The following is a 15,816-nucleotide window of genomic DNA, read 5'->3' on the forward strand; positions in this document are numbered from 1 at the left end:
CCGCGTCACGACGCGCAGGTCTGGGTGGACGCCCGGCGCACCATCGTCGGCGCCTTCGCCACTTCCGCCGCGACCTCGTCGGCCGTCAGCACGAACCCGGTCTCCTGGTCGTCCACGGCCGCGCCGAACACCACGCCCATCACCCGGCCCTGCGGGTCGACCAACGGCCCGCCGGAGTTGCCGCTGCGCACCTTCGCCCGGACCGTGTACACGTCCCGCGTCACGGTCTGCGCGTCGTAGATGTCCGGTCCCCGCAGCATCCTGATCCGCTCGCGCACCCGCGCCTCGGACGCCGTGTACGGCCCGTCCAGCGGGTAGCCGAGCACGATCCCGTCCTCGCCCGGCGCGATCTCGTCGGTGCGGAACTCCAGCGGCGTGGCCTCCAGGTCCGGCACGGCCAGGATCGCGATGTCGGTCTGCGCGTCGTAGTGCACGACCGTGGCGTCGAACTCGCCGACGCCGACCTCCACCGTCACGTCCGTCGTGCCGGCGACCACGTGCGCGTTCGTCATGATCCGTTCCGGTGCGATGACGAAACCCGTGCCCTCCAACGCCCGTGAGCACGACGGCGCGCGCCCGCGCACCTTCAGCACGCTGGGTTCCAGCTTGCGCACGACCGGGTTGGCGCTCAGCGCCGGGTCCGGCGGGCCGACCTCCCGCAGCGGGGTCCGGTCGAACGGGTTCATCGCGGCCGGGAAGCCGGACACGTCGAACAGGTTCTGCAGGTCGTCGGCCAGCGTCCGGGCGGCGGGCGGCATGGTGTCGTCGACGGTGGACAGGATCACCGACTGGTTGAGCGTCTTCGCCAGCGCCGGCAGGCCCGCGACCATGGTCAGCGGCAGCGCGATCATCCACGCCACCACGAACACCACCGCGCTCTGCACGATCGCGCCCAGCGCGTTGTCCACGCCCCGCAGCGGGGTCGAGTTGACCTTGGGCTTGATGCCGCGGCCGATGTAGACGCCCAGCGTCTCGCCCAGCGCCACCAGCAGCACCACGATGCCGACCGCGAACACGACCTTGGTCACCACGTTGTCGAACTGGCTGACGACCAGCGGCGCGAGCTGCGTGCCCAGCACCAGGCCGATGAGCACCCCGACGAACGCGGGCAGCGCCACGACCATGCCCTGCCGGGCACCGGAGACCGCGGCGAAGGCGGCCAGCGCCAGCACGAGCAGGTCGACCCAGTTCACTCAGACCTCCACCGCTCGCAGGGCCAGGTCGAGGTCCCGCACGTCCGAGGTGTCCCACGGCCTGGCCCACCCGCCCAGGGTGAGCAGGCCGTCCAGCAGGCCGGCCGTGAAGCCCCACACCAGCATGCCGGGCGCGGAGAACGCGGGCCCGACGTAGCCGGACGGGTGGCTCACCCGGAACCGGTTCGCCGGGTCGGACAGGTGCGCGATCGGCACCCGCGCCACGGCGGCGGTCTCGGCCGGGTCCACCGGCGCGACCGGCGACGGCGCGTCCCAGTGCGCCAGCACCGGCGTGACGACGAACCCGGACACCGGCACGTACAGCTGCGGCAGCGTGACGACCGGTCGCACGCCCTCGCGCAGCACACCGGTCTCCTCGAACGCCTCGCGCAGCGCCGTGTCGACCGGCCCGTCGTCGGTCGGGTCGGCCGCGCCGCCGGGGAACGCGACCTGGCCGGGGTGCGAGCCGAGCGTGTCGGCGCGCCGCAGCAGCAGCACGTCCGGCCCGTCGTGGCCTTCGCCGAACAGCATCAGCACGGCCGCGGGACGTCCGCTGCCGTCGGGCGGCGGCTTGATCCGGGTGAACGCGCGGGCGTCGATCCCCGCGGTGGCCTCGACCAGCCCGCCCATCCACGCCGGGACGTCGTCCGGAGTGACCAGGGCCGTCATCCGACCACCTCGCGCACCTGCTCGACCGACTTGAACACGACGGGATCGGTGACCTGGGTCAGCGAGCCGTCCGCACCGACGACGTAGCTCAGGGGCAGCGTCCGGGGCGCCCGGGCGGCCCGGCGCACCCCGTCGGCCGGGTCCGCGACCGCCGGCAGGCGCACGCCGAGTTTCGCCAGCAGCTCCAGGCCGTCCGCCTCCTCGCTCTCCACCAGCACCGCCACCACCGGGACCGCACCGGGCTCCCGCGCGTAGGCGTCGAGGACCCTGAGCTCCTCCTGGCAGGGAACGCACCAGGTGGCCCAGAAGTTCACCACAGCCGGGCCCGAGGCGGTGGACGCCACGTCGACCGGACGACCGTCGCCCAGGCACGTCACCGTGACGCCGCGCAGCGGCTGCGGTCCCGGCGCGTCCGGCGAGCCCGGGGGGCACGGCCGCAACGCCGCCTTGCCGCGTGCCGCGTCGAGGTCCACGGTGGGCGCGGTCCGGGTCGGGATCGCACCCGGCTCGGCCGGATCGGGTGAGCGGGGCCACAACGCGACGACAGCCGCCACCGCCACCACCAGGACGACGACGGCCCACCGCGCTCCCGCGCTCACGCCAGCTTCTCCCCCGCCCGCACGCGTTCGGCGAGCTCGATCAGGTGCGGTGCCTCGTCACCCTTGACCAGCTTCTGCGCCTTGACCGGGTCGACCTGGCCGATGCCGTAGGACGGGCACAGCGGTGCCAGCAGGCACGCGCCGCACGCGGGGGTGCGGGCGTGGCACACGCGGCGGCCGTGGAAGATCGTGCGGTGGGAGAGCAAGGTCCACTCCTTGCGCTCGACCAGCGCGCCGATCGCGTGCTCGACCTTGACCGGGTCCTCCTCCCGCGTCCAGCCCCAGCGGCGGACCAGCCGGCCGAAGTGGGTGTCGACCGTGATCCCGGGCACACCGAAAGCGTCACCCAGCACCACGTTCGCGGTCTTGCGCCCCACACCGGGCAGCGTGACGAGGTCTTCCAGCCGGCCGGGGACCTCGCCGCCGAACCGCTCCACCAGGGCGGAACCCAGCCCGATCAACGAGGTCGCCTTGTTGCGGTAGAAGCCGGTCGGCCTGATCAGCTCCTCGAGCTCGGCTCGGTCGGCGGAGGCGTAGTCGGCCGCCGCGCGGTACCGCCGGAACAGCGCGGGCGTGACCTGGTTCACGCGGACGTCCGTCGTCTGCGCCGACAGCACGACCGCCACCAGGAGCTGCAACGGGTCGGCGAAGTCCAGCTCGCAGTGCGCGTCCGGGTAGCCCTGATGAAGGACCCGGACCATCCGACGCGCGCGGCGGACCAACCCCAGCCTCGTCTCCGGCTGCTTCACCGCGCTCTTGGCCATGCGACGAGATTACTGGCCGACGGCGCGTGGGCGGAGGCTCGGTCGCGGGCTCTCCCCCCGACCCGGTCGCCGGGCGGAATCCCACCCTCGCGGGGGATGCGCTCCGGCGGGCGGCTCTCCGTTTGAACCGCGACGATCGTGGGCAAGCAACCACCGGCCGACCGCGCACGTCCTTCGACCAACCGGATACACGACCGAGGGACCTCGAACCGACACGCCGGAGTGACCCCCCTTGACCGCGCGCCGAACCGGATGCGCAAGGATCGGAGCCATCATGACTGCCTGGTTCGTCATCGCCGTTCCGATCGTGATCATGTTCTTCGCGCTCTTCATGGAGCGCGTTGAAGCTCGTCTTCGGCACGTCGCCGTGCAGGAGGACGAGGTCGAGGAGTTCCTGGAGTCGGCCCGCCCCGACGAGGTCAGGGCGCTCTACGGGCACGGCATCGGCCGCGCGCTGGAACTGTTCCGGCTGCGCAGGCTGGGCGGTCGTGCCAGGAACCTGCGTCAGCGGCGCACCCGCCGCTAGCGGGGCAAGGACCGGCGAGGCCCACGGGGTCAACCCCCGCGGGCCTTATCGGGCTGTCCGGGCTGCGTGGACGGCGCGCCGAAAGGCGATCCCGACCACAGCCCTTAGACTGCACTCAGTGATCGGCGGCAGGCGCTGATCCGCCAGAAGGCGGAACGCGCTCAACCATGCCGCCGCGTCTCGACAGGAGGGACGAGGTGGACGAGACCCTGGCCCGCGCGGGCATTTTCCAGGGGGTTGAACAGGCCGCGGCGGAGGCGCTGGCGCAGACGCTGGAGTCTGTTGAATTCCCGCGTGGCCACGTGATCTTCGCGGAAGGCGAGCCGGGCGACCGGCTCTACATCATCCAGTCCGGCAAGGTGAAGATCGGCCGCAAGTCGCCGGACGGCCGGGAGAACCTGTTGGGGATCTTCGGCCCGTCCGACATGTTCGGCGAGCTGTCGATCTTCGACCCCGGTCCGCGCACGTCCACCGCCACCACGGTGACCGAAGTGCGCGCGGTCAGCATGGACCGCCCAGCACTGCGGCAGTGGATCACCAACCGGCCGGAGATCGCCGAGCAGCTGCTGCGGGCGCTGGCCCGCAGGCTGCGCCGGACGAACTCCATGCTGGCCGACCTGATCTTCACCGACGTGCCCGGCCGCGTGGCCAAGGCGTTGCTGCAGCTCGCGCAGCGCTTCGGCAGCCAGGAAGCCGGTCTGCTGCGGGTCACGCACGACCTGACGCAGGAGGAGATCGCCCAGTTCGTGGGCGCCTCGCGCGAGACGGTGAACAAGGCCCTGGCCGACTTCGCCCACCGCGGTTGGCTGCGGCTGGAGGGCAAGAGCGTGCTGATCCTGGACCCGGAGCGGCTGGCCCGCCGCGCTCGCTGAGCGAGAACCCCGGGAAGAACAACAAGACCGGGCGCCGCCCCCGACGCGGCGCACCGGTCTTGTTGCCGCACGGCCCATCCCCCGACAGACCGCGCCTTCCACACCTCCGGCACCCGCAGGCCCCGACCCTCGTGGCGCCGGAAGGAGGCTTGGTTACCCGCTGCGACCACACCCGAAACGCCGGTGGGGGTGGCTTGGGTGGCTGCTTCCACGATCGCACGCCACCTCCCCCGCAACTCAAGCCCGTTCACCCTCAAGGACCCTCTGTTCAGCGGTTTCTCCGCGTGGTTTCACCCGGTCATCCCATTGTTGTGATCGAACTGCAACGAACTCCCAGCCGGTGGACGCCCCAAGACCGTTTTCGGCGCCGGTGACGGATCACACCGGGTAATGACTGGTACGGGCGTACCACTGCGGGGCATACTGGTACGCATGTCCCACTCTGCCCGCCTCTCCGACTACCGCACCGCCCTCACCACGCCCGGTATGCGCGGCCCCGTCGTCGCGTCCCTGCTCGCCCGCCTCCCGATCGCGATGGTCGGCCTGTCGCTGCTGCTGTACGTGCAGCGGGAGACCGGCTCGTTCGCCGCGGCGGGCCTGGTGTCGGCGTCGTCCCTGGTGGGCGTCGCGGTCGGGTCGATCGTGCAGGGCAGGCTGATGGACCGGTTGGGGCCCACCCGGCCGCTGCTCGGCGCGGTGGCGCTGTTCGCGGTGTTCGTGGCGCTGGCGATCAGCGCGGTCGAGGCGGGCGCGACGCTGGCCGTGCTGGTGCCGGTCGCGTTCCTGGTCGGGCTCACCGAGCCGATGGTCGGCTCCGCGTCGCGCGCCCTGTGGTCGCACGTGCTGCCCGCCGGGTCCGCGCGGCTGGCCGGGTACGCCTACGAGGCGATCAGCATGGAGGTGTTCTTCATCCTCGGCCCCGGCCTGGCCGGGCTGCTGGTCACGGCGCCGTGGGCGGGGACCGGCGTGGTGATCGGCGCGGTGTCGATGGCGGTCGGCGCGCTGTGGTTCGCGTTGAACCCGACGGTGCGCGGCGTCCGCCCGGTGGCGATGAGCCGCAACCTGCTCGGGGCGCTGGCGTCACCCGGGATGCGCACGGTCGCGTTGGCGGCGTTGGGCTTCGGCGTGACCATCGGGTTCATCGAGGTGGCCGTGCCCGCCGCGGCGGCGCAGGCCGGTCACGTCGGCATGGGCGGTCTGCTGCTGAGCCTGTGGTCGGTGAGCTCGGTGCTGTTCGGCATCCTGTACTCGATGAGGCCGTTCCCGCGGGCGATGCACCTGCGGCTGCCCGTGCTGCTGGGCGGGTTCGCGCTGCTGTCGCTGCTGCTCGCCGTGCCCGCGACGCTGGTCGGCCTGGGTGTCGCGCTGTTCGTGGTCGGCACCCTGATCACGCCGCAGGCCACCACCCACTCGGCCGCGATCGAGCAGGTCGCGCCCGCCGGGACGGCCACCGAGGCGTTCGGCTGGGTGGTGACGGCGGTGACGGTCGGGTTGGCGATCGGCCAGTCGGCCAGCGGTCAGCTCGTCGAGGTCTACGGCACCGGCGTGGCGTTCGTCGCGGCGGCGGCCTCCGGCCTGGTGATCGCGGCGCTCGTGTGGGTCTTCCGCGGCACGGTCGCGGCCGGCGTCCCCGCGCGCCAGGACGACCTCGCCCTCGTCGCACCGTGAATTGTCGGTGGTCGGGTCTAGCTTGTCCGGCATGGACCTGACCGCCACCACCACCGACCTCGCCGCCGCCGCTGCCGACGTCGCCCGCCTGCTCCCGACCAGGGTCTACGACCCGGTGCTGGCGGGGTTGGTGCTGCGCGCCGCCGGCGGCGAGGTCGAGCTGGCGGGCAGCGACCGCGAGCACGCGGTCCGCCTGACCCGCGCCGCGACCGTCCACACCGACGGTGCGGTGGTCGTCCCCGCCCGCCCGCTGGCCGAGACGCTGCGCAGCCTGGAAGACCCGCAGGTGCGCCTGGTGGTCGAGGGTTCCCGCCTGGCCGTGCGCACGTCCACGGCCCGCTTCGCCCTGCCGCTCCTGGACCTGGCGTCCCACCCGGGCATCCCGCCCCTCCCGCCCGCCGCGGGCGTGCTCCCGGCCCGCACCCTGACCGCCGCCCTCACCCCGGTCTCGTCGGCCGCGTCGAAGGACGACGCGCTGCCGATGTTCACCGGGGTGCGGTTGCACAGCGCCCCGGGCGGTCGCCTGGAACTGATCGCCACCGACCGCTACCGGATGGCGTTCGCCTCGCTGCCGTGGGCGCCGGCGGGGGAGCTGGACGTGCTGGCGCCGGCGGTGGTGCTGGCCGAGGCGTCCCGGCAACCGGACCGTGCGGCGGAGGTCACGGTGCACGCGGACGCGGACCGGATCGCCCTGTCGTGGGCGGGCGGGAGCGTGAGCACGGCGCTGCTGGCGGCGCCGTTCCCCGACGACCGAGTGCGGAAGTTGTTGGAGGCGGTCATCGAGAGCACGGTGGTGGTGGAGGCCGATGTGCTGGCCGGCGCGGTGCGCCGGGCGGTCCCGTACGCCGGGCCGCACGGTTCGGTCACCATCCAGGTGGACGACGGCGAGCTGCGGGTGCGGGGCAGCGACCCGCAGAGCGGCGAGTCCGAGGAGTCCGTCAAGGCCACGATCGACGGCAACCGGATCACCAAGACCTTCCAGGCGAGGTACCTGTCCGACGCCCTGCGCGCCTTCGGCGGCCGCCGCGTGGAGCTGCGCATCCAGGACGGCCTGCGCTCGACCGTGCTGACGAGCCGACCGGGCGAGGACGGTGTGGCACTCACCTACCTGGTCGTGCCCCTCCGAACCGTCTCCTAGCCCCGGAGCGCGACGGGGTCTGCGCCGCCCGGGGGCGCAGCGGCCCCCGTCGCCCCGAGACCCCAGGCCCACATGGCTTCCAGGACCTCACGCAGCGCCCGCCCGCGGGCGGTGAGGGAGTACCGGACCCGGGTGGGCCATCCCGGCTCGCGCACCCGCACCACGACGCCGGTCGTGACGAGCTGCGCGAGCCGGTCGGCGAGCACCTTGTCCGACAACGCCGGCAGCGCGGTGGCCAGGTCGCCGAACGTCCGCTCGCCCGCGAACAGCTCCCGCACCACCAACGTCGTCCACCGCCCCCGCAACGCCCGCAACGTCACCTCGACCGGGCAGGTCGGCACCGGGTGGTCGACTTCGCCGTGGGGGTCGCCCGACCACGCGGTGGCGGAGGCGGGTGGGCGAGGTGCGGTGCGAAGGCCGGCACTCACCGTTTGGTTGGTCACGCGGCGTCCTCCTAGCGTCCTGCGCATGATCGCGCGTACCCCCGAAGAGTTGCCCGCCCTGTTCGCCGAGGCCTTCAACGAGGGTGACCCGAGTGGCCTCCACGAGCCCGGTGCCCGGCCGGATGAGCTGGACGGGCACCTCGAGCTCCGCGATCGAATGACTGTCGTCACCCGGAAGGTGATCACAAGAGGTGACTTGGCCTTGCTGATCGTCGACTGGAGCATCGGCGACGTCACCGGCACCGCCACCGACGTCGCCCGCCGCGGCCCCGATGGTGGTTGGCGGTATGCGATCGACAACCCGTCAGGCGTCGCGTAGGTACTCGAGCTGCGCCCGCACGGACCACTCGGCCGCCGGCCACAGCGAACGGTCCACGTCGGCGTACACCACCTCGACCACCTCACGTGCCGTCGGCGCACCGCCCAACGCCGCCACCGCCGCCCGGACCTGCGCCAACCGCTGCTCCCGGTGCACCAGGTACCCGCCGGCCGCCGCCACCACGTCCGGCAGTTCCGGCCCATGCCCCGGCAACCCGATCGTGCCCGCCGGAAGCGTGGTCAACAGCCGCAACGACTCCAGGTAGTCACCGAGCCGCCCGTCCGGGTGGGCCACCACCGTCGTCCCCCGCCCGAGCACCGTGTCCCCGGTCAACACCGCGTCGTCCAACAAGAAGCACACCGAGTCCGCCGTGTGCCCCGGTGTCGGCAACACCCGGATCGACAACCCGGCCGCCGAGATCACGTCCCCCTCCGCCAGCCCCTCCCCACCCAACCGGAACGCCGGGTCGACCGACCGCACGGGCGCATCGACCTGTCGCCCGAACGAACGTGCCCCTTCCGAATGATCGGGATGACCGTGCGTCAACAGCACGACCTCCACCGGCGCCTGCGACGCGATCCGCCCGAGGTGCACCGGATCCGCCGGCCCCGGATCGACGACCACGCACGACGCCGACCCGGGCGCCCGCAGGACCCACGTGTTCGTCCCGTCCAACGTCATCACGCCGGGGTTCTCCGCCAACAGCACCGAAGCCGTGGGCGTGACCTCCCGCAACACCCCGTACGCCAACCCGCTCACGGCACGACCACCCGCAGCACGTCACCCTCCCGCACCAGCTTCGGGATCACCTTCGACACCGTCCGCGGCTCCGCGAGCACCGCCGCCACCGTCCCCAGCTCGTCCAACTCCGCCAACGTCACCCAAGTGGGCGGCATCAACGCCCGCCGCCCGGCCTTCCACTCCGCCATCGCGTCGGCCGGCCGCTGCCACGCCGCGTCCGACGCCTCCGTGGTCGCCCCGTCGGCCCGCTGCCCCGACGGCAGCACGGCGACGAAGAAGTACGTGTCGTACCGCCGCGGCTCCTCCACGGGCGTCAACCAGTTCGCCCACGGCCGCAGCAGGTCGGCCCGCAGCACCAACCCCTCCGCCGCCAGGAACTGCGCCAACGACAGCTCCCGCGCCACCAACGCCGCCCGCGCCGCGGCGAACACGCCGGTGTCACCGACCACCGTGGACGACGACGGCCCGGCCAGCAGCACCCCGGACTCCTCGAACGTCTCCCGCACCGCCGCGCACACCAACGCCGTCGCCAGCTCCACCGAGCACCCGAACCGGGACGCCCACCACGACGGCGGCGGCCCGCTCCACGCCACGGACGTGTCCGCGTCACGCCGGTCGACCCCGCCACCGGGGAACACCGTCATCCCCCCGGCGAAGGCCATCCCGGCGACCCGCCGCAGCAGGAACGCCTCCAGCCCGGCCGCGCCGTCACGCACCAGCACCACGGTCGCCGCGTCACGCGGCTGCACGGGCGGCCCGGTGAAGTCCACGGGCGCCAGGTGACCGGGCAGCACCAGATCCTCGGGGAGTTCGCGCACGACCCGAGCCTACGAGGATCATCCGCATGTGGACACCACGCGCAAAGGCTGCCTGATCAACGTCCTGCTGTTCGTCGTCGGCGCGATCGTCGGCACGGGCCTCACGGCGACGGCCGCCGTCCTCCTCTTCCTCCCCAGCACCACGGTGACCAGCACGAACGAAGGCTCACCGAACGTCTACACCAAGGAGCGCTCCAGCCTGGTCGGCGGCACGGACCACGAGGTGTGGCTCGGCCGGTCCCCCGACCACGGCCATGTCGTCACCATCCCGAACGGCTGGGACGCCACCCCGGAGGTCGACCGCCGACCGGGAGGCGTGGAGTTGGGGTTCGACCACGGCGGCCGGATCTTCGTGCCCGAGTCGAGTTACGTCGGCGGCCGATGAAAGGCAGGATGGACCGAGTGGACGAACAGCTGCGCGTAGGACTCATCGGTGCCGGCCCGTGGGCGACCGCGGTGCACGCACCGGGCATCGCCGACCACCCGGGCACCCGCCTGACGACCGTCTGGGCTCGCCGGGAGGAGGCGGCCGCCGAGCTGGCCGGGGCGCACGGCGCGACCGTCGCCAAGACCCCTCAGGACCTGATCTCGGAGGTCGACGCGGTCGCGTTCGCCGTGCCGCCGGAGGTGCAGGCCGAGATCGCGACCCGGGCCGCCGAGCAGGGCAGGCACCTGGTCCTGGAGAAGCCGATCGCGGGCACCCTGGAGGACGCCGAACGGCTCGCCGACGCCGTCAAGGCGAACGGTGTCGCGTCCCTGGTGGTCCTCACCAAGCGCTACACCCCGGAGACCCGGGAACAGCTTGCCCAGCTCGAACAACAGGGCGGTTGGGTCGGCGGCAGCGCGCGCTGGCTCAACGGAGCGCTCCTCGGCGGTCCGTTCTCGAACTCGCCGTGGCGGCACGAGCGGGGTCCGTTGGACGACATCGGTCCGCACGCGTTCGACCTGCTCGACGCGACCCTGGGCACGATCACGGACGTCGTCGCGGCGAACGAGTCCGAGCGCGGGGTGTGGCAGATCGTGTTCCGGCACGAGGGCGGGGCGACGAGCGTGGCCACGATGACCATGACGTTGCCGCTCAACCCGAGCATCGCCGAGGTGATCGTCTACGGCGAGCACGGCCACCGGGTGCTGGCCGACCGGGGTACGACGGCGTTGCAGGCGTTCACGAACCTGCTGGACGACTTCGTGGCCATGGTGGACAGCGGCACGACCGAGCACCCGCTGGACGTCCGCCGCGGCCTGCACCTGCAGCGGATCATCGACTTGGCGCGCAGGAAGGCGGAGGCGTGAGGTACCGGACGGACCCGGAGACGTTGCGCGAGGTCCCCGAAGACCCGGACGGCTTGACGGCCTGGCTGGACCGGCAACGCCCGACCACGCACGCGGAGTGGACCGAGGTCGGCCAGGCCGCACGTCTCCTCCACCGCCTGGACGAGGCGGAGCACGCGTTCCGGCAGGCCGACGACACCCCGGCGACGCGGCTGCGGTTGGCGCACGTGCACCAGTGGCAGGGCCGGTTCACCGAGGCCGACCGGGCGTTCGCCGACCTGCTCGACCACCCGGTCCTCGGCCACTTCGCCCACCAGCACGCGGGCAAGTCGCGCTACGACCAGGGCGACTGGCGTGCCGCCGAACGGCACTTCCAAGCCGCCCTCGACCTGCGTGGGGATCCGGAGCTGCGGGCGTCGAGCGAGCTGGCGCTGGACGCGGCAAACGCTTGCGCCACGGCCGCCGAGGTCGCCGTGGAGCTGCACCGGCTGATCCCGCCCGTACACCGGCACGGCGTGCGCTACCTGCACGGCGAACGCCCGCCGCACGCGCCGGTCCTGGCCGACCTGGCGAGCGTCCTCGCCCACGGCCCGATGCCGTTGCGAGCCGTGCAGGACGTGCACCGCTACCACCCGCACCTGGACGCCGCGCTGGCCGACGCGGACTGGCTGGTGGTCGAGGACGGCAAGGTCATCGCCACGCCGCGGTGCCGCGCGTTCCTGGAGATGGTCAACGAGGCGCACACGAGGGCCGCCGCCGACCTGTGGCCGTCACCGCCGGCGATCAAGGTCCCACCGGTGGACCACCCGATGAGCGCCGCCCACACCGGCGACACGCCCGGAGCACGCCTGTTCGACCAGCTCAGGGCCTTGCGGCAGCACCGGGGCGACGCGCATGCCGCCGCGTGGGCCGACGAGGGCATCGAGGTCCGGGACCTGCCCGCCGACGACCCGGTCCGCCGCCGGGTCGAAGCCGCCACGGACCGCAGAGCAGCTCGGCCCTACCGCCCCCTCACCAGGGACGACAGGGCCGAGCTGCGGGACGACCTGAAGAACCTCTAGCCGGGGTACTTCCCGTTCGTCGGCTTCGGCATCCCGTTGACGAACTCGGGGCCGCCGCCCGGCCACGACTGCTGCTCCCGCTGCGCCAGTTCCTCGTGCAGCTGCTGCAACAACGCTCGTTCCCGGTCGCTGAGCTTCGCGTCCACGGTCGGCGGGAGCGGAACGGAGGTGGGCGGCTGCCCGTCCGCCAACGCGGCCTGCAACGCGGCCAGGTCGTCCGGCCCGAGCTCCGTGGTGACCTCGGCCCGGGACAGCGGGTGGTCGTCCGGGAACGCGAACACCGGCGCGGGCGGCCGCTCCTCGACCACGGGCGGCACCTCGGCGGGTGCCTCCTGGACGACGGGAACCTCCTCGACCCGTACCTCGGGCTCGCGGACCTCCTCGACGCGGATCTCCTCCACGTGGACGTCGTCCACCCGGATCTCCTCCGCGCGGACTTCCTCCACGTGGACGTCCTCGACGCGGACGTCCTCGACCGGCTCCCGCACCGGCAACCGCTTCACCGGCTTGGGCGGGAACGGCTGCGCGCCCTCGTACGACTCGACGCGCGCCCGACGTGACTTGGAGCCGTTCTGGGGTTCCACCGGCACCGGTTCCGGCTCGACCACCGGTGCCTGGTCCCGAGGTTCACCGTCGAACCACGTGGCCGAGTCCGGTGGTGGCTGGGGGCTGGTGGACCCGGACGGGAAGAACACCTCGCGCGCGGTCGTCACGGCCGCCGCGTGGTACTCGCCGAGCTGCGTGCCCACGGTCAGCACCTCGACCGCCGCGCGGATGCCCGCCTTGCGCAGCACGGTGTCCACCCGGTACGCGGTCGCGGGCGCGAAGCCCGACGGGCCGATGTCCACCAGGACGACGCGCTGCGGCAGCGGCCCGGGCGTCGCGCCGGCCGGGCTGGACCGCCACGTGGCGCGGACACCGCGCACGTCGGGCAGCACCGACACGGTCTTGCCCAGCACCTCGCCGAGGCCTTCGGCCGGGTCGGAGTCCACGCTGAACCGGTGCTTGGCCACCGGCACCCGCTCCACCGCGAACAGCTTGTCGGCCAGCGACCGGTCGGAGCGGACCTCGGTCAGCAGCCAGCCCAGCTCGTGGCGCTCGTCCGACGACACCGGGATGCGACCGGCCAGCAGGCAGCCGACGACCAGCTCCACGGCTCTGTCCAGCTCGGCGACCGCCAGCAGCTCCCGGGCCTGGGTCAACGCGTCGTCGTCGACACGGCCGGCCAACGCCAACAGGAGGTCGTGTAAACGGACGGGGAGTCCCACTCCGTCGTTCGTCACGCCTGTTCTCCTTCCGGCTCGCGCGGGAGCGCCGAGCTCTATACGGGCACCAGGTGCCCGTCGGCCTCAGCGCCGGTGCACACCAGCTCCGATGCCGCCAACGCCGCCCGGTGGTAGGGCGGCAGGTCCAGTCCGGCGGGCAGGACCTCCACGCAGGGGTCGTGCTCGCCGAGCGCCCGCAGCACGCGCTGGAGCTCACCGGTCAACCGGGCTGCGCCGGTCGTGGCGGTGACCAGGATCAGCCTCCTGGGTTCGCCCCCGCCCAGCCGCCACGAGGACCGGACTTCGCCGACCCCGAGGCGTCCCCGCAGGGTCGCTCCGAGCACCACGGTCGCGGAATCACCCATCGACACCCGATCGGGTGATTCCGGGGAGAAGGTGTAGCCGGATTCGGGCAGTTCGTCCAGCCCTTTGACAGAACTGATCGTGGACCGGTCGGCCCCGTGCGGCACGAGGGCGTCGGCCAGCAGGCGCTGCTCGTGGTCCGTCAGCCCGATCCGGTCGTGCAGCAACGTGCGCGGCAGCGCCCGGGCGAGCACCGCGACGGCGTCCGTGGCGGCCCAGTCCCGGAACCTCCACAGCAGGTCGTCCGGCAGCCGCCCGGCCAGCCTCAGCAACAGCTCGTGGCACGTGTCCGACATCTCACTCCCCGATCTCGACGATCAGATCCACCTCGACCGGCGCGCCCAGCGGCAGCTCGGCGACGCCGACCGCGGCCCGAGCGTGCTGCCCGGCCTCGCCGAACACCTCGCCGAGCAGGTCGGACGCGCCGTTGACCACGGCGGGCTGGCCGGTGAAGCCGTCGGCGGAGGCGACGAAGCCGGTCAGCTTGACCACGCGGGTCACGGAGTCCAGCCCGACCAGCGCGTCGATGGCGGCCAACGCGTTCAGCGCGCACGTGCGGGCGTGGGCCTTGGCCTCCTCGGGGCTGATGTCGCCGCCGACCTTGCCGGTGGCCGCGAGGGAGCCCTGGACGAAGGGCAGCTGCCCGGAGGTGTAGACGAGCTGCCCGGTGCGCACGGCGGGCACGTAGGCCGCGACCGGCGCCGCGACCGGGGGCAGTTCGACACCCAACTCGGCCAGACGTGCCGTCCAACTCATGCCTTGGGCCGCTTCAGGTAGGCGACGTGCTGCTCACCGCTCGGGTTCGGCAGCACGGTGACCAGCTCCCAGCCGTCCGCACCCCACTGGTCCAGGATCGCCTTGGTGGCGTGGATCAACAGCGGGACGGTCGCGTACTCCCACTTCTGCATGGGCCGCAGCCTAGCGGGACGGCGAACAGGGGCACCCTTCCGAGTACCCCCATTCGTGTCACGCCGTGCTCAGATACGAGCCTGCTTCACGTCCGCGAGGAACGCGGCGAACGCCTTCGCCCCGAACACCAGCGTCCCGCCGTCCCGGTTCTTGGTGTCCCGCACCCCGGTGACCCGGTCCGTCACCGCCAACTCGACGCACTGGGCGTCGGAACCGCTCCTGCTGCTCTTGCGCCATGTCTGGCCGATCATCTGTCTCCCAGCCTCTGCCGTACTGCCCCGATGAGGCTCACGGAGTCCTGCGCCGTGAGCGCGAGGCGCGCAGCGTCGTCCCAGACCGCTGACAGCACCTCGGCCTCTTCATCTTCTACGGGCACCATCCCGGTCAGGGCTTCCACATAGGCGGCGCGCGGCTCGTCCGACTGGTCGAAGTCGAGCAGGAACATCGCCCCGACCTGGGCTCCGTAAGCCCCGGCCGCGTAGGGCAGGACCTGGATCGTCACGTTCGGCCGCCCCGCCATGGCCACGAGGTGGTCCAACTGCTCGGCCATCACCCCGGGGCCACCGACCAGGCGGCGGAGCGCGGCTTCGTCGATCAGGGCGTGGTACTCGACCGGGTTGTCCCTCGTCAGAGCCGCCTGTCGGTCGAATCGCTCGGCCGCCGCGTGCGAGTCCCAGCCCTCGCCGACGATCCGCCGACGCGCGGCACGCGCGAGGGCCTCGGCGTAGCCGGCGGTCTGGAGCAGCCCGGGGACCAACGCCGAGTCGAGGGTGCGTTCCCGCACCGCCTCCAACTCGTCCATCCGCAGGCGCTTGTAGCCGGCGGGCAGGTCGCGGGCGTGCTCGATGGCGTACGGGTCGACGTCGGCGACCTCCCAGAGCTGGAGCGCCCGCGTCTTCTCCTCCGGGGTCGCGCCGATGACGTCGAGCACCATCGACAGCGCGGGCCAGCGCGCCAAGGCCTCGCCGGACAGCATCCGGGTGATCGTCGGGCGGGACACGCGCGACTGCTTGACCACCTCGTCCACCTTCAGGCCGGACCTGTCCAGGATCGGGCGGATGTGACGTCCGAGGCGGCGCTTGCCCCGCGTCGAGCCGATAGCCATTCGATCACCTTAACCACTGTCAGTGACGATTGATCGCCCGAACTTCACTCGTTCGATTTCGGGGATTTGAACTGCTCGAACGCTAGCATTC

At 72.6% G+C, this 15,816-nt stretch carries 21 protein-coding genes; 8 read left to right on the forward strand and 13 right to left on the reverse strand.

All coding sequences use genetic code 11. From position 1 onward, the window contains the following. Positions 1-5 precede the first annotated feature (5 nt). From FHX81_RS19825 to nth, 4 genes are read right to left on the reverse strand one after another with little or no spacing between them, the layout of a single operon-like run. Complete coding sequence (locus FHX81_RS19825) at positions 6-1,193, reverse strand: MarP family serine protease (protein ID WP_141979583.1); 1,188 nt, start codon at positions 1,191-1,193, stop codon at positions 6-8. Next, positions 1,194-1,862 carry an NUDIX hydrolase gene (locus FHX81_RS19830; protein WP_141979584.1) on the reverse strand — a complete coding sequence of 223 codons (669 nt, stop codon included), beginning with the start codon at positions 1,860-1,862 and terminating at the stop codon, positions 1,194-1,196. It abuts the gene before it with no gap. After that, positions 1,859-2,461: a TlpA family protein disulfide reductase gene (locus FHX81_RS19835; protein ID WP_141979585.1), complete on the reverse strand. Its 603-nt coding sequence runs from the start codon at positions 2,459-2,461 to the stop codon at positions 1,859-1,861. The genes FHX81_RS19830 and FHX81_RS19835 overlap by 4 nt, the downstream gene beginning before the upstream one ends. Further along, positions 2,458-3,225: an endonuclease III gene (nth, locus tag FHX81_RS19840; RefSeq protein ID WP_141979586.1), complete on the reverse strand. Its 768-nt coding sequence runs from the start codon at positions 3,223-3,225 to the stop codon at positions 2,458-2,460. Before nth ends, FHX81_RS19835 begins: the two co-directional genes overlap by 4 nt. Positions 3,226-3,499: 274 nt before the next feature. Between nth and FHX81_RS19845 the strand changes: the two genes are divergently transcribed. The 4 genes from FHX81_RS19845 to dnaN all read left to right on the forward strand — a co-directional run bounded on the left by FHX81_RS19845 (position 3,500) and on the right by dnaN (position 7,429). Beyond that, on the forward strand, positions 3,500-3,751 hold the full coding sequence (locus tag FHX81_RS19845) for a hypothetical protein (protein ID WP_015097743.1): 252 nt from the start codon (positions 3,500-3,502) through the stop codon (positions 3,749-3,751). A gap of 197 nt (positions 3,752-3,948) precedes the next feature. After that, complete coding sequence (locus tag FHX81_RS19850; protein ID WP_033441932.1) at positions 3,949-4,623, forward strand: Crp/Fnr family transcriptional regulator; 675 nt, start codon at positions 3,949-3,951, stop codon at positions 4,621-4,623. Between the two features lie 432 nt (positions 4,624-5,055). After that, a complete protein-coding gene (locus FHX81_RS19855) occupies positions 5,056-6,291 on the forward strand; it encodes an MFS transporter (RefSeq protein ID WP_141979587.1) in 1,236 nt (411 codons plus the stop codon). 31 nt (positions 6,292-6,322) lie between these two features. Beyond that, positions 6,323-7,429 (forward strand): DNA polymerase III subunit beta, encoded by a 1,107-nt coding sequence (gene dnaN, locus FHX81_RS19860; RefSeq protein WP_141979588.1) that lies wholly within the window; start codon positions 6,323-6,325, stop codon positions 7,427-7,429. Here dnaN and FHX81_RS19865 read toward each other — a convergent pair. Next, positions 7,426-7,872 (reverse strand): winged helix-turn-helix transcriptional regulator, encoded by a 447-nt coding sequence (locus FHX81_RS19865; RefSeq protein ID WP_246107893.1) that lies wholly within the window; start codon positions 7,870-7,872, stop codon positions 7,426-7,428. The genes dnaN and FHX81_RS19865 overlap by 4 nt on opposite strands. A 25-nt stretch (positions 7,873-7,897) precedes the next feature. On the opposite strand from FHX81_RS19865, the gene FHX81_RS19870 reads away from it, so the two are divergent. Then, positions 7,898-8,191 carry a YybH family protein gene (locus FHX81_RS19870; RefSeq protein WP_141979590.1) on the forward strand — a complete coding sequence of 98 codons (294 nt, stop codon included), beginning with the start codon at positions 7,898-7,900 and terminating at the stop codon, positions 8,189-8,191. Here FHX81_RS19870 and FHX81_RS19875 read toward each other — a convergent pair. Next, entirely contained in the window at positions 8,177-8,950 is a 774-nt protein-coding gene (locus FHX81_RS19875; protein WP_141979591.1) for an MBL fold metallo-hydrolase, read from the reverse strand. The genes FHX81_RS19870 and FHX81_RS19875 overlap by 15 nt on opposite strands. Beyond that, the gene (locus FHX81_RS19880) at positions 8,947-9,750 is read right to left on the reverse strand and encodes an NUDIX hydrolase (RefSeq protein WP_141979592.1); all 804 of its coding nucleotides are present in this window, start codon (positions 9,748-9,750) and stop codon (positions 8,947-8,949) included. Before FHX81_RS19880 ends, FHX81_RS19875 begins: the two co-directional genes overlap by 4 nt. Positions 9,751-9,778: 28 nt before the next feature. Here FHX81_RS19880 and FHX81_RS19885 point away from each other — a divergent pair, with 28 nt between their 5' ends. Genes FHX81_RS19885 through FHX81_RS19895 form a run of 3 tightly spaced genes read left to right on the forward strand, consistent with a single transcriptional unit; the run spans position 9,779 to position 12,083 of the window. Beyond that, positions 9,779-10,135 (forward strand): hypothetical protein, encoded by a 357-nt coding sequence (locus tag FHX81_RS19885; RefSeq protein WP_141979593.1) that lies wholly within the window; start codon positions 9,779-9,781, stop codon positions 10,133-10,135. Between the two features lie 8 nt (positions 10,136-10,143). Next, the gene (locus tag FHX81_RS19890; RefSeq protein WP_141979594.1) at positions 10,144-11,043 is read left to right on the forward strand and encodes a Gfo/Idh/MocA family protein; all 900 of its coding nucleotides are present in this window, start codon (positions 10,144-10,146) and stop codon (positions 11,041-11,043) included. Next, positions 11,040-12,083: a tetratricopeptide repeat protein gene (locus FHX81_RS19895; protein ID WP_141979595.1), complete on the forward strand. Its 1,044-nt coding sequence runs from the start codon at positions 11,040-11,042 to the stop codon at positions 12,081-12,083. The genes FHX81_RS19890 and FHX81_RS19895 overlap by 4 nt, the downstream gene beginning before the upstream one ends. Here FHX81_RS19895 and FHX81_RS19900 read toward each other — a convergent pair. The 6 genes from FHX81_RS19900 to FHX81_RS19925 all read right to left on the reverse strand — a co-directional run bounded on the left by FHX81_RS19900 (position 12,080) and on the right by FHX81_RS19925 (position 15,725). After that, positions 12,080-13,318: a hypothetical protein gene (locus FHX81_RS19900; protein ID WP_141979596.1), complete on the reverse strand. Its 1,239-nt coding sequence runs from the start codon at positions 13,316-13,318 to the stop codon at positions 12,080-12,082. The genes FHX81_RS19895 and FHX81_RS19900 overlap by 4 nt on opposite strands. Before the next feature lie 86 nt (positions 13,319-13,404). After that, a complete protein-coding gene (locus FHX81_RS19905; RefSeq protein WP_141979597.1) occupies positions 13,405-14,007 on the reverse strand; it encodes a hypothetical protein in 603 nt (200 codons plus the stop codon). Position 14,008: 1 nt separating this feature from the next. Further along, positions 14,009-14,467, reverse strand: coding sequence for a RidA family protein (locus tag FHX81_RS19910; RefSeq protein ID WP_141979598.1), 459 nt, complete (start codon positions 14,465-14,467; stop codon positions 14,009-14,011). Beyond that, a complete protein-coding gene (sp36, locus tag FHX81_RS19915) occupies positions 14,464-14,619 on the reverse strand; it encodes a Sp36 family protein (RefSeq protein ID WP_141979599.1) in 156 nt (51 codons plus the stop codon). The genes FHX81_RS19910 and sp36 overlap by 4 nt, the downstream gene beginning before the upstream one ends. A gap of 69 nt (positions 14,620-14,688) precedes the next feature. After that, a complete protein-coding gene (locus FHX81_RS19920; protein ID WP_211363519.1) occupies positions 14,689-14,871 on the reverse strand; it encodes a DUF397 domain-containing protein in 183 nt (60 codons plus the stop codon). Beyond that, a complete protein-coding gene (locus FHX81_RS19925) occupies positions 14,868-15,725 on the reverse strand; it encodes a helix-turn-helix domain-containing protein (RefSeq protein ID WP_141979600.1) in 858 nt (285 codons plus the stop codon). The genes FHX81_RS19920 and FHX81_RS19925 overlap by 4 nt, the downstream gene beginning before the upstream one ends. Positions 15,726-15,816 lie beyond the last annotated feature (91 nt).

The sequence above is a fragment of the Saccharothrix saharensis genome, from assembly GCF_006716745.1.
Classification (GTDB): domain Bacteria; phylum Actinomycetota; class Actinomycetes; order Mycobacteriales; family Pseudonocardiaceae; genus Actinosynnema; species Actinosynnema saharense.

Bases quoted from the DNA above. Each gene is read 5' to 3' on its own strand.
- FHX81_RS19890 (WP_141979594.1), top strand. From the start codon at position 10,144: ATGGACCGAGTGGACGAACAGCTGCGCGTAGGACTCATCGGTGCCGGC.
- dnaN (WP_141979588.1), top strand. From the start codon at position 6,323: ATGGACCTGACCGCCACCACCACCGACCTCGCCGCCGCCGCTGCCGAC.
- FHX81_RS19905 (WP_141979597.1), bottom strand. From the start codon at position 14,007: ATGTCGGACACGTGCCACGAGCTGTTGCTGAGGCTGGCCGGGCGGCTG.
- FHX81_RS19870 (WP_141979590.1), top strand. From the start codon at position 7,898: ATGATCGCGCGTACCCCCGAAGAGTTGCCCGCCCTGTTCGCCGAGGCC.
- nth (WP_141979586.1), bottom strand. From the start codon at position 3,225: ATGGCCAAGAGCGCGGTGAAGCAGCCGGAGACGAGGCTGGGGTTGGTC.
- sp36 (WP_141979599.1), bottom strand. From the start codon at position 14,619: ATGCAGAAGTGGGAGTACGCGACCGTCCCGCTGTTGATCCACGCCACC.
- FHX81_RS19845 (WP_015097743.1), top strand. From the start codon at position 3,500: ATGACTGCCTGGTTCGTCATCGCCGTTCCGATCGTGATCATGTTCTTC.
- FHX81_RS19925 (WP_141979600.1), bottom strand. From the start codon at position 15,725: ATGGCTATCGGCTCGACGCGGGGCAAGCGCCGCCTCGGACGTCACATC.
- FHX81_RS19910 (WP_141979598.1), bottom strand. From the start codon at position 14,467: ATGAGTTGGACGGCACGTCTGGCCGAGTTGGGTGTCGAACTGCCCCCG.
- FHX81_RS19920 (WP_211363519.1), bottom strand. From the start codon at position 14,871: ATGATCGGCCAGACATGGCGCAAGAGCAGCAGGAGCGGTTCCGACGCC.
- FHX81_RS19830 (WP_141979584.1), bottom strand. From the start codon at position 1,862: ATGACGGCCCTGGTCACTCCGGACGACGTCCCGGCGTGGATGGGCGGG.
- FHX81_RS19855 (WP_141979587.1), top strand. From the start codon at position 5,056: ATGTCCCACTCTGCCCGCCTCTCCGACTACCGCACCGCCCTCACCACG.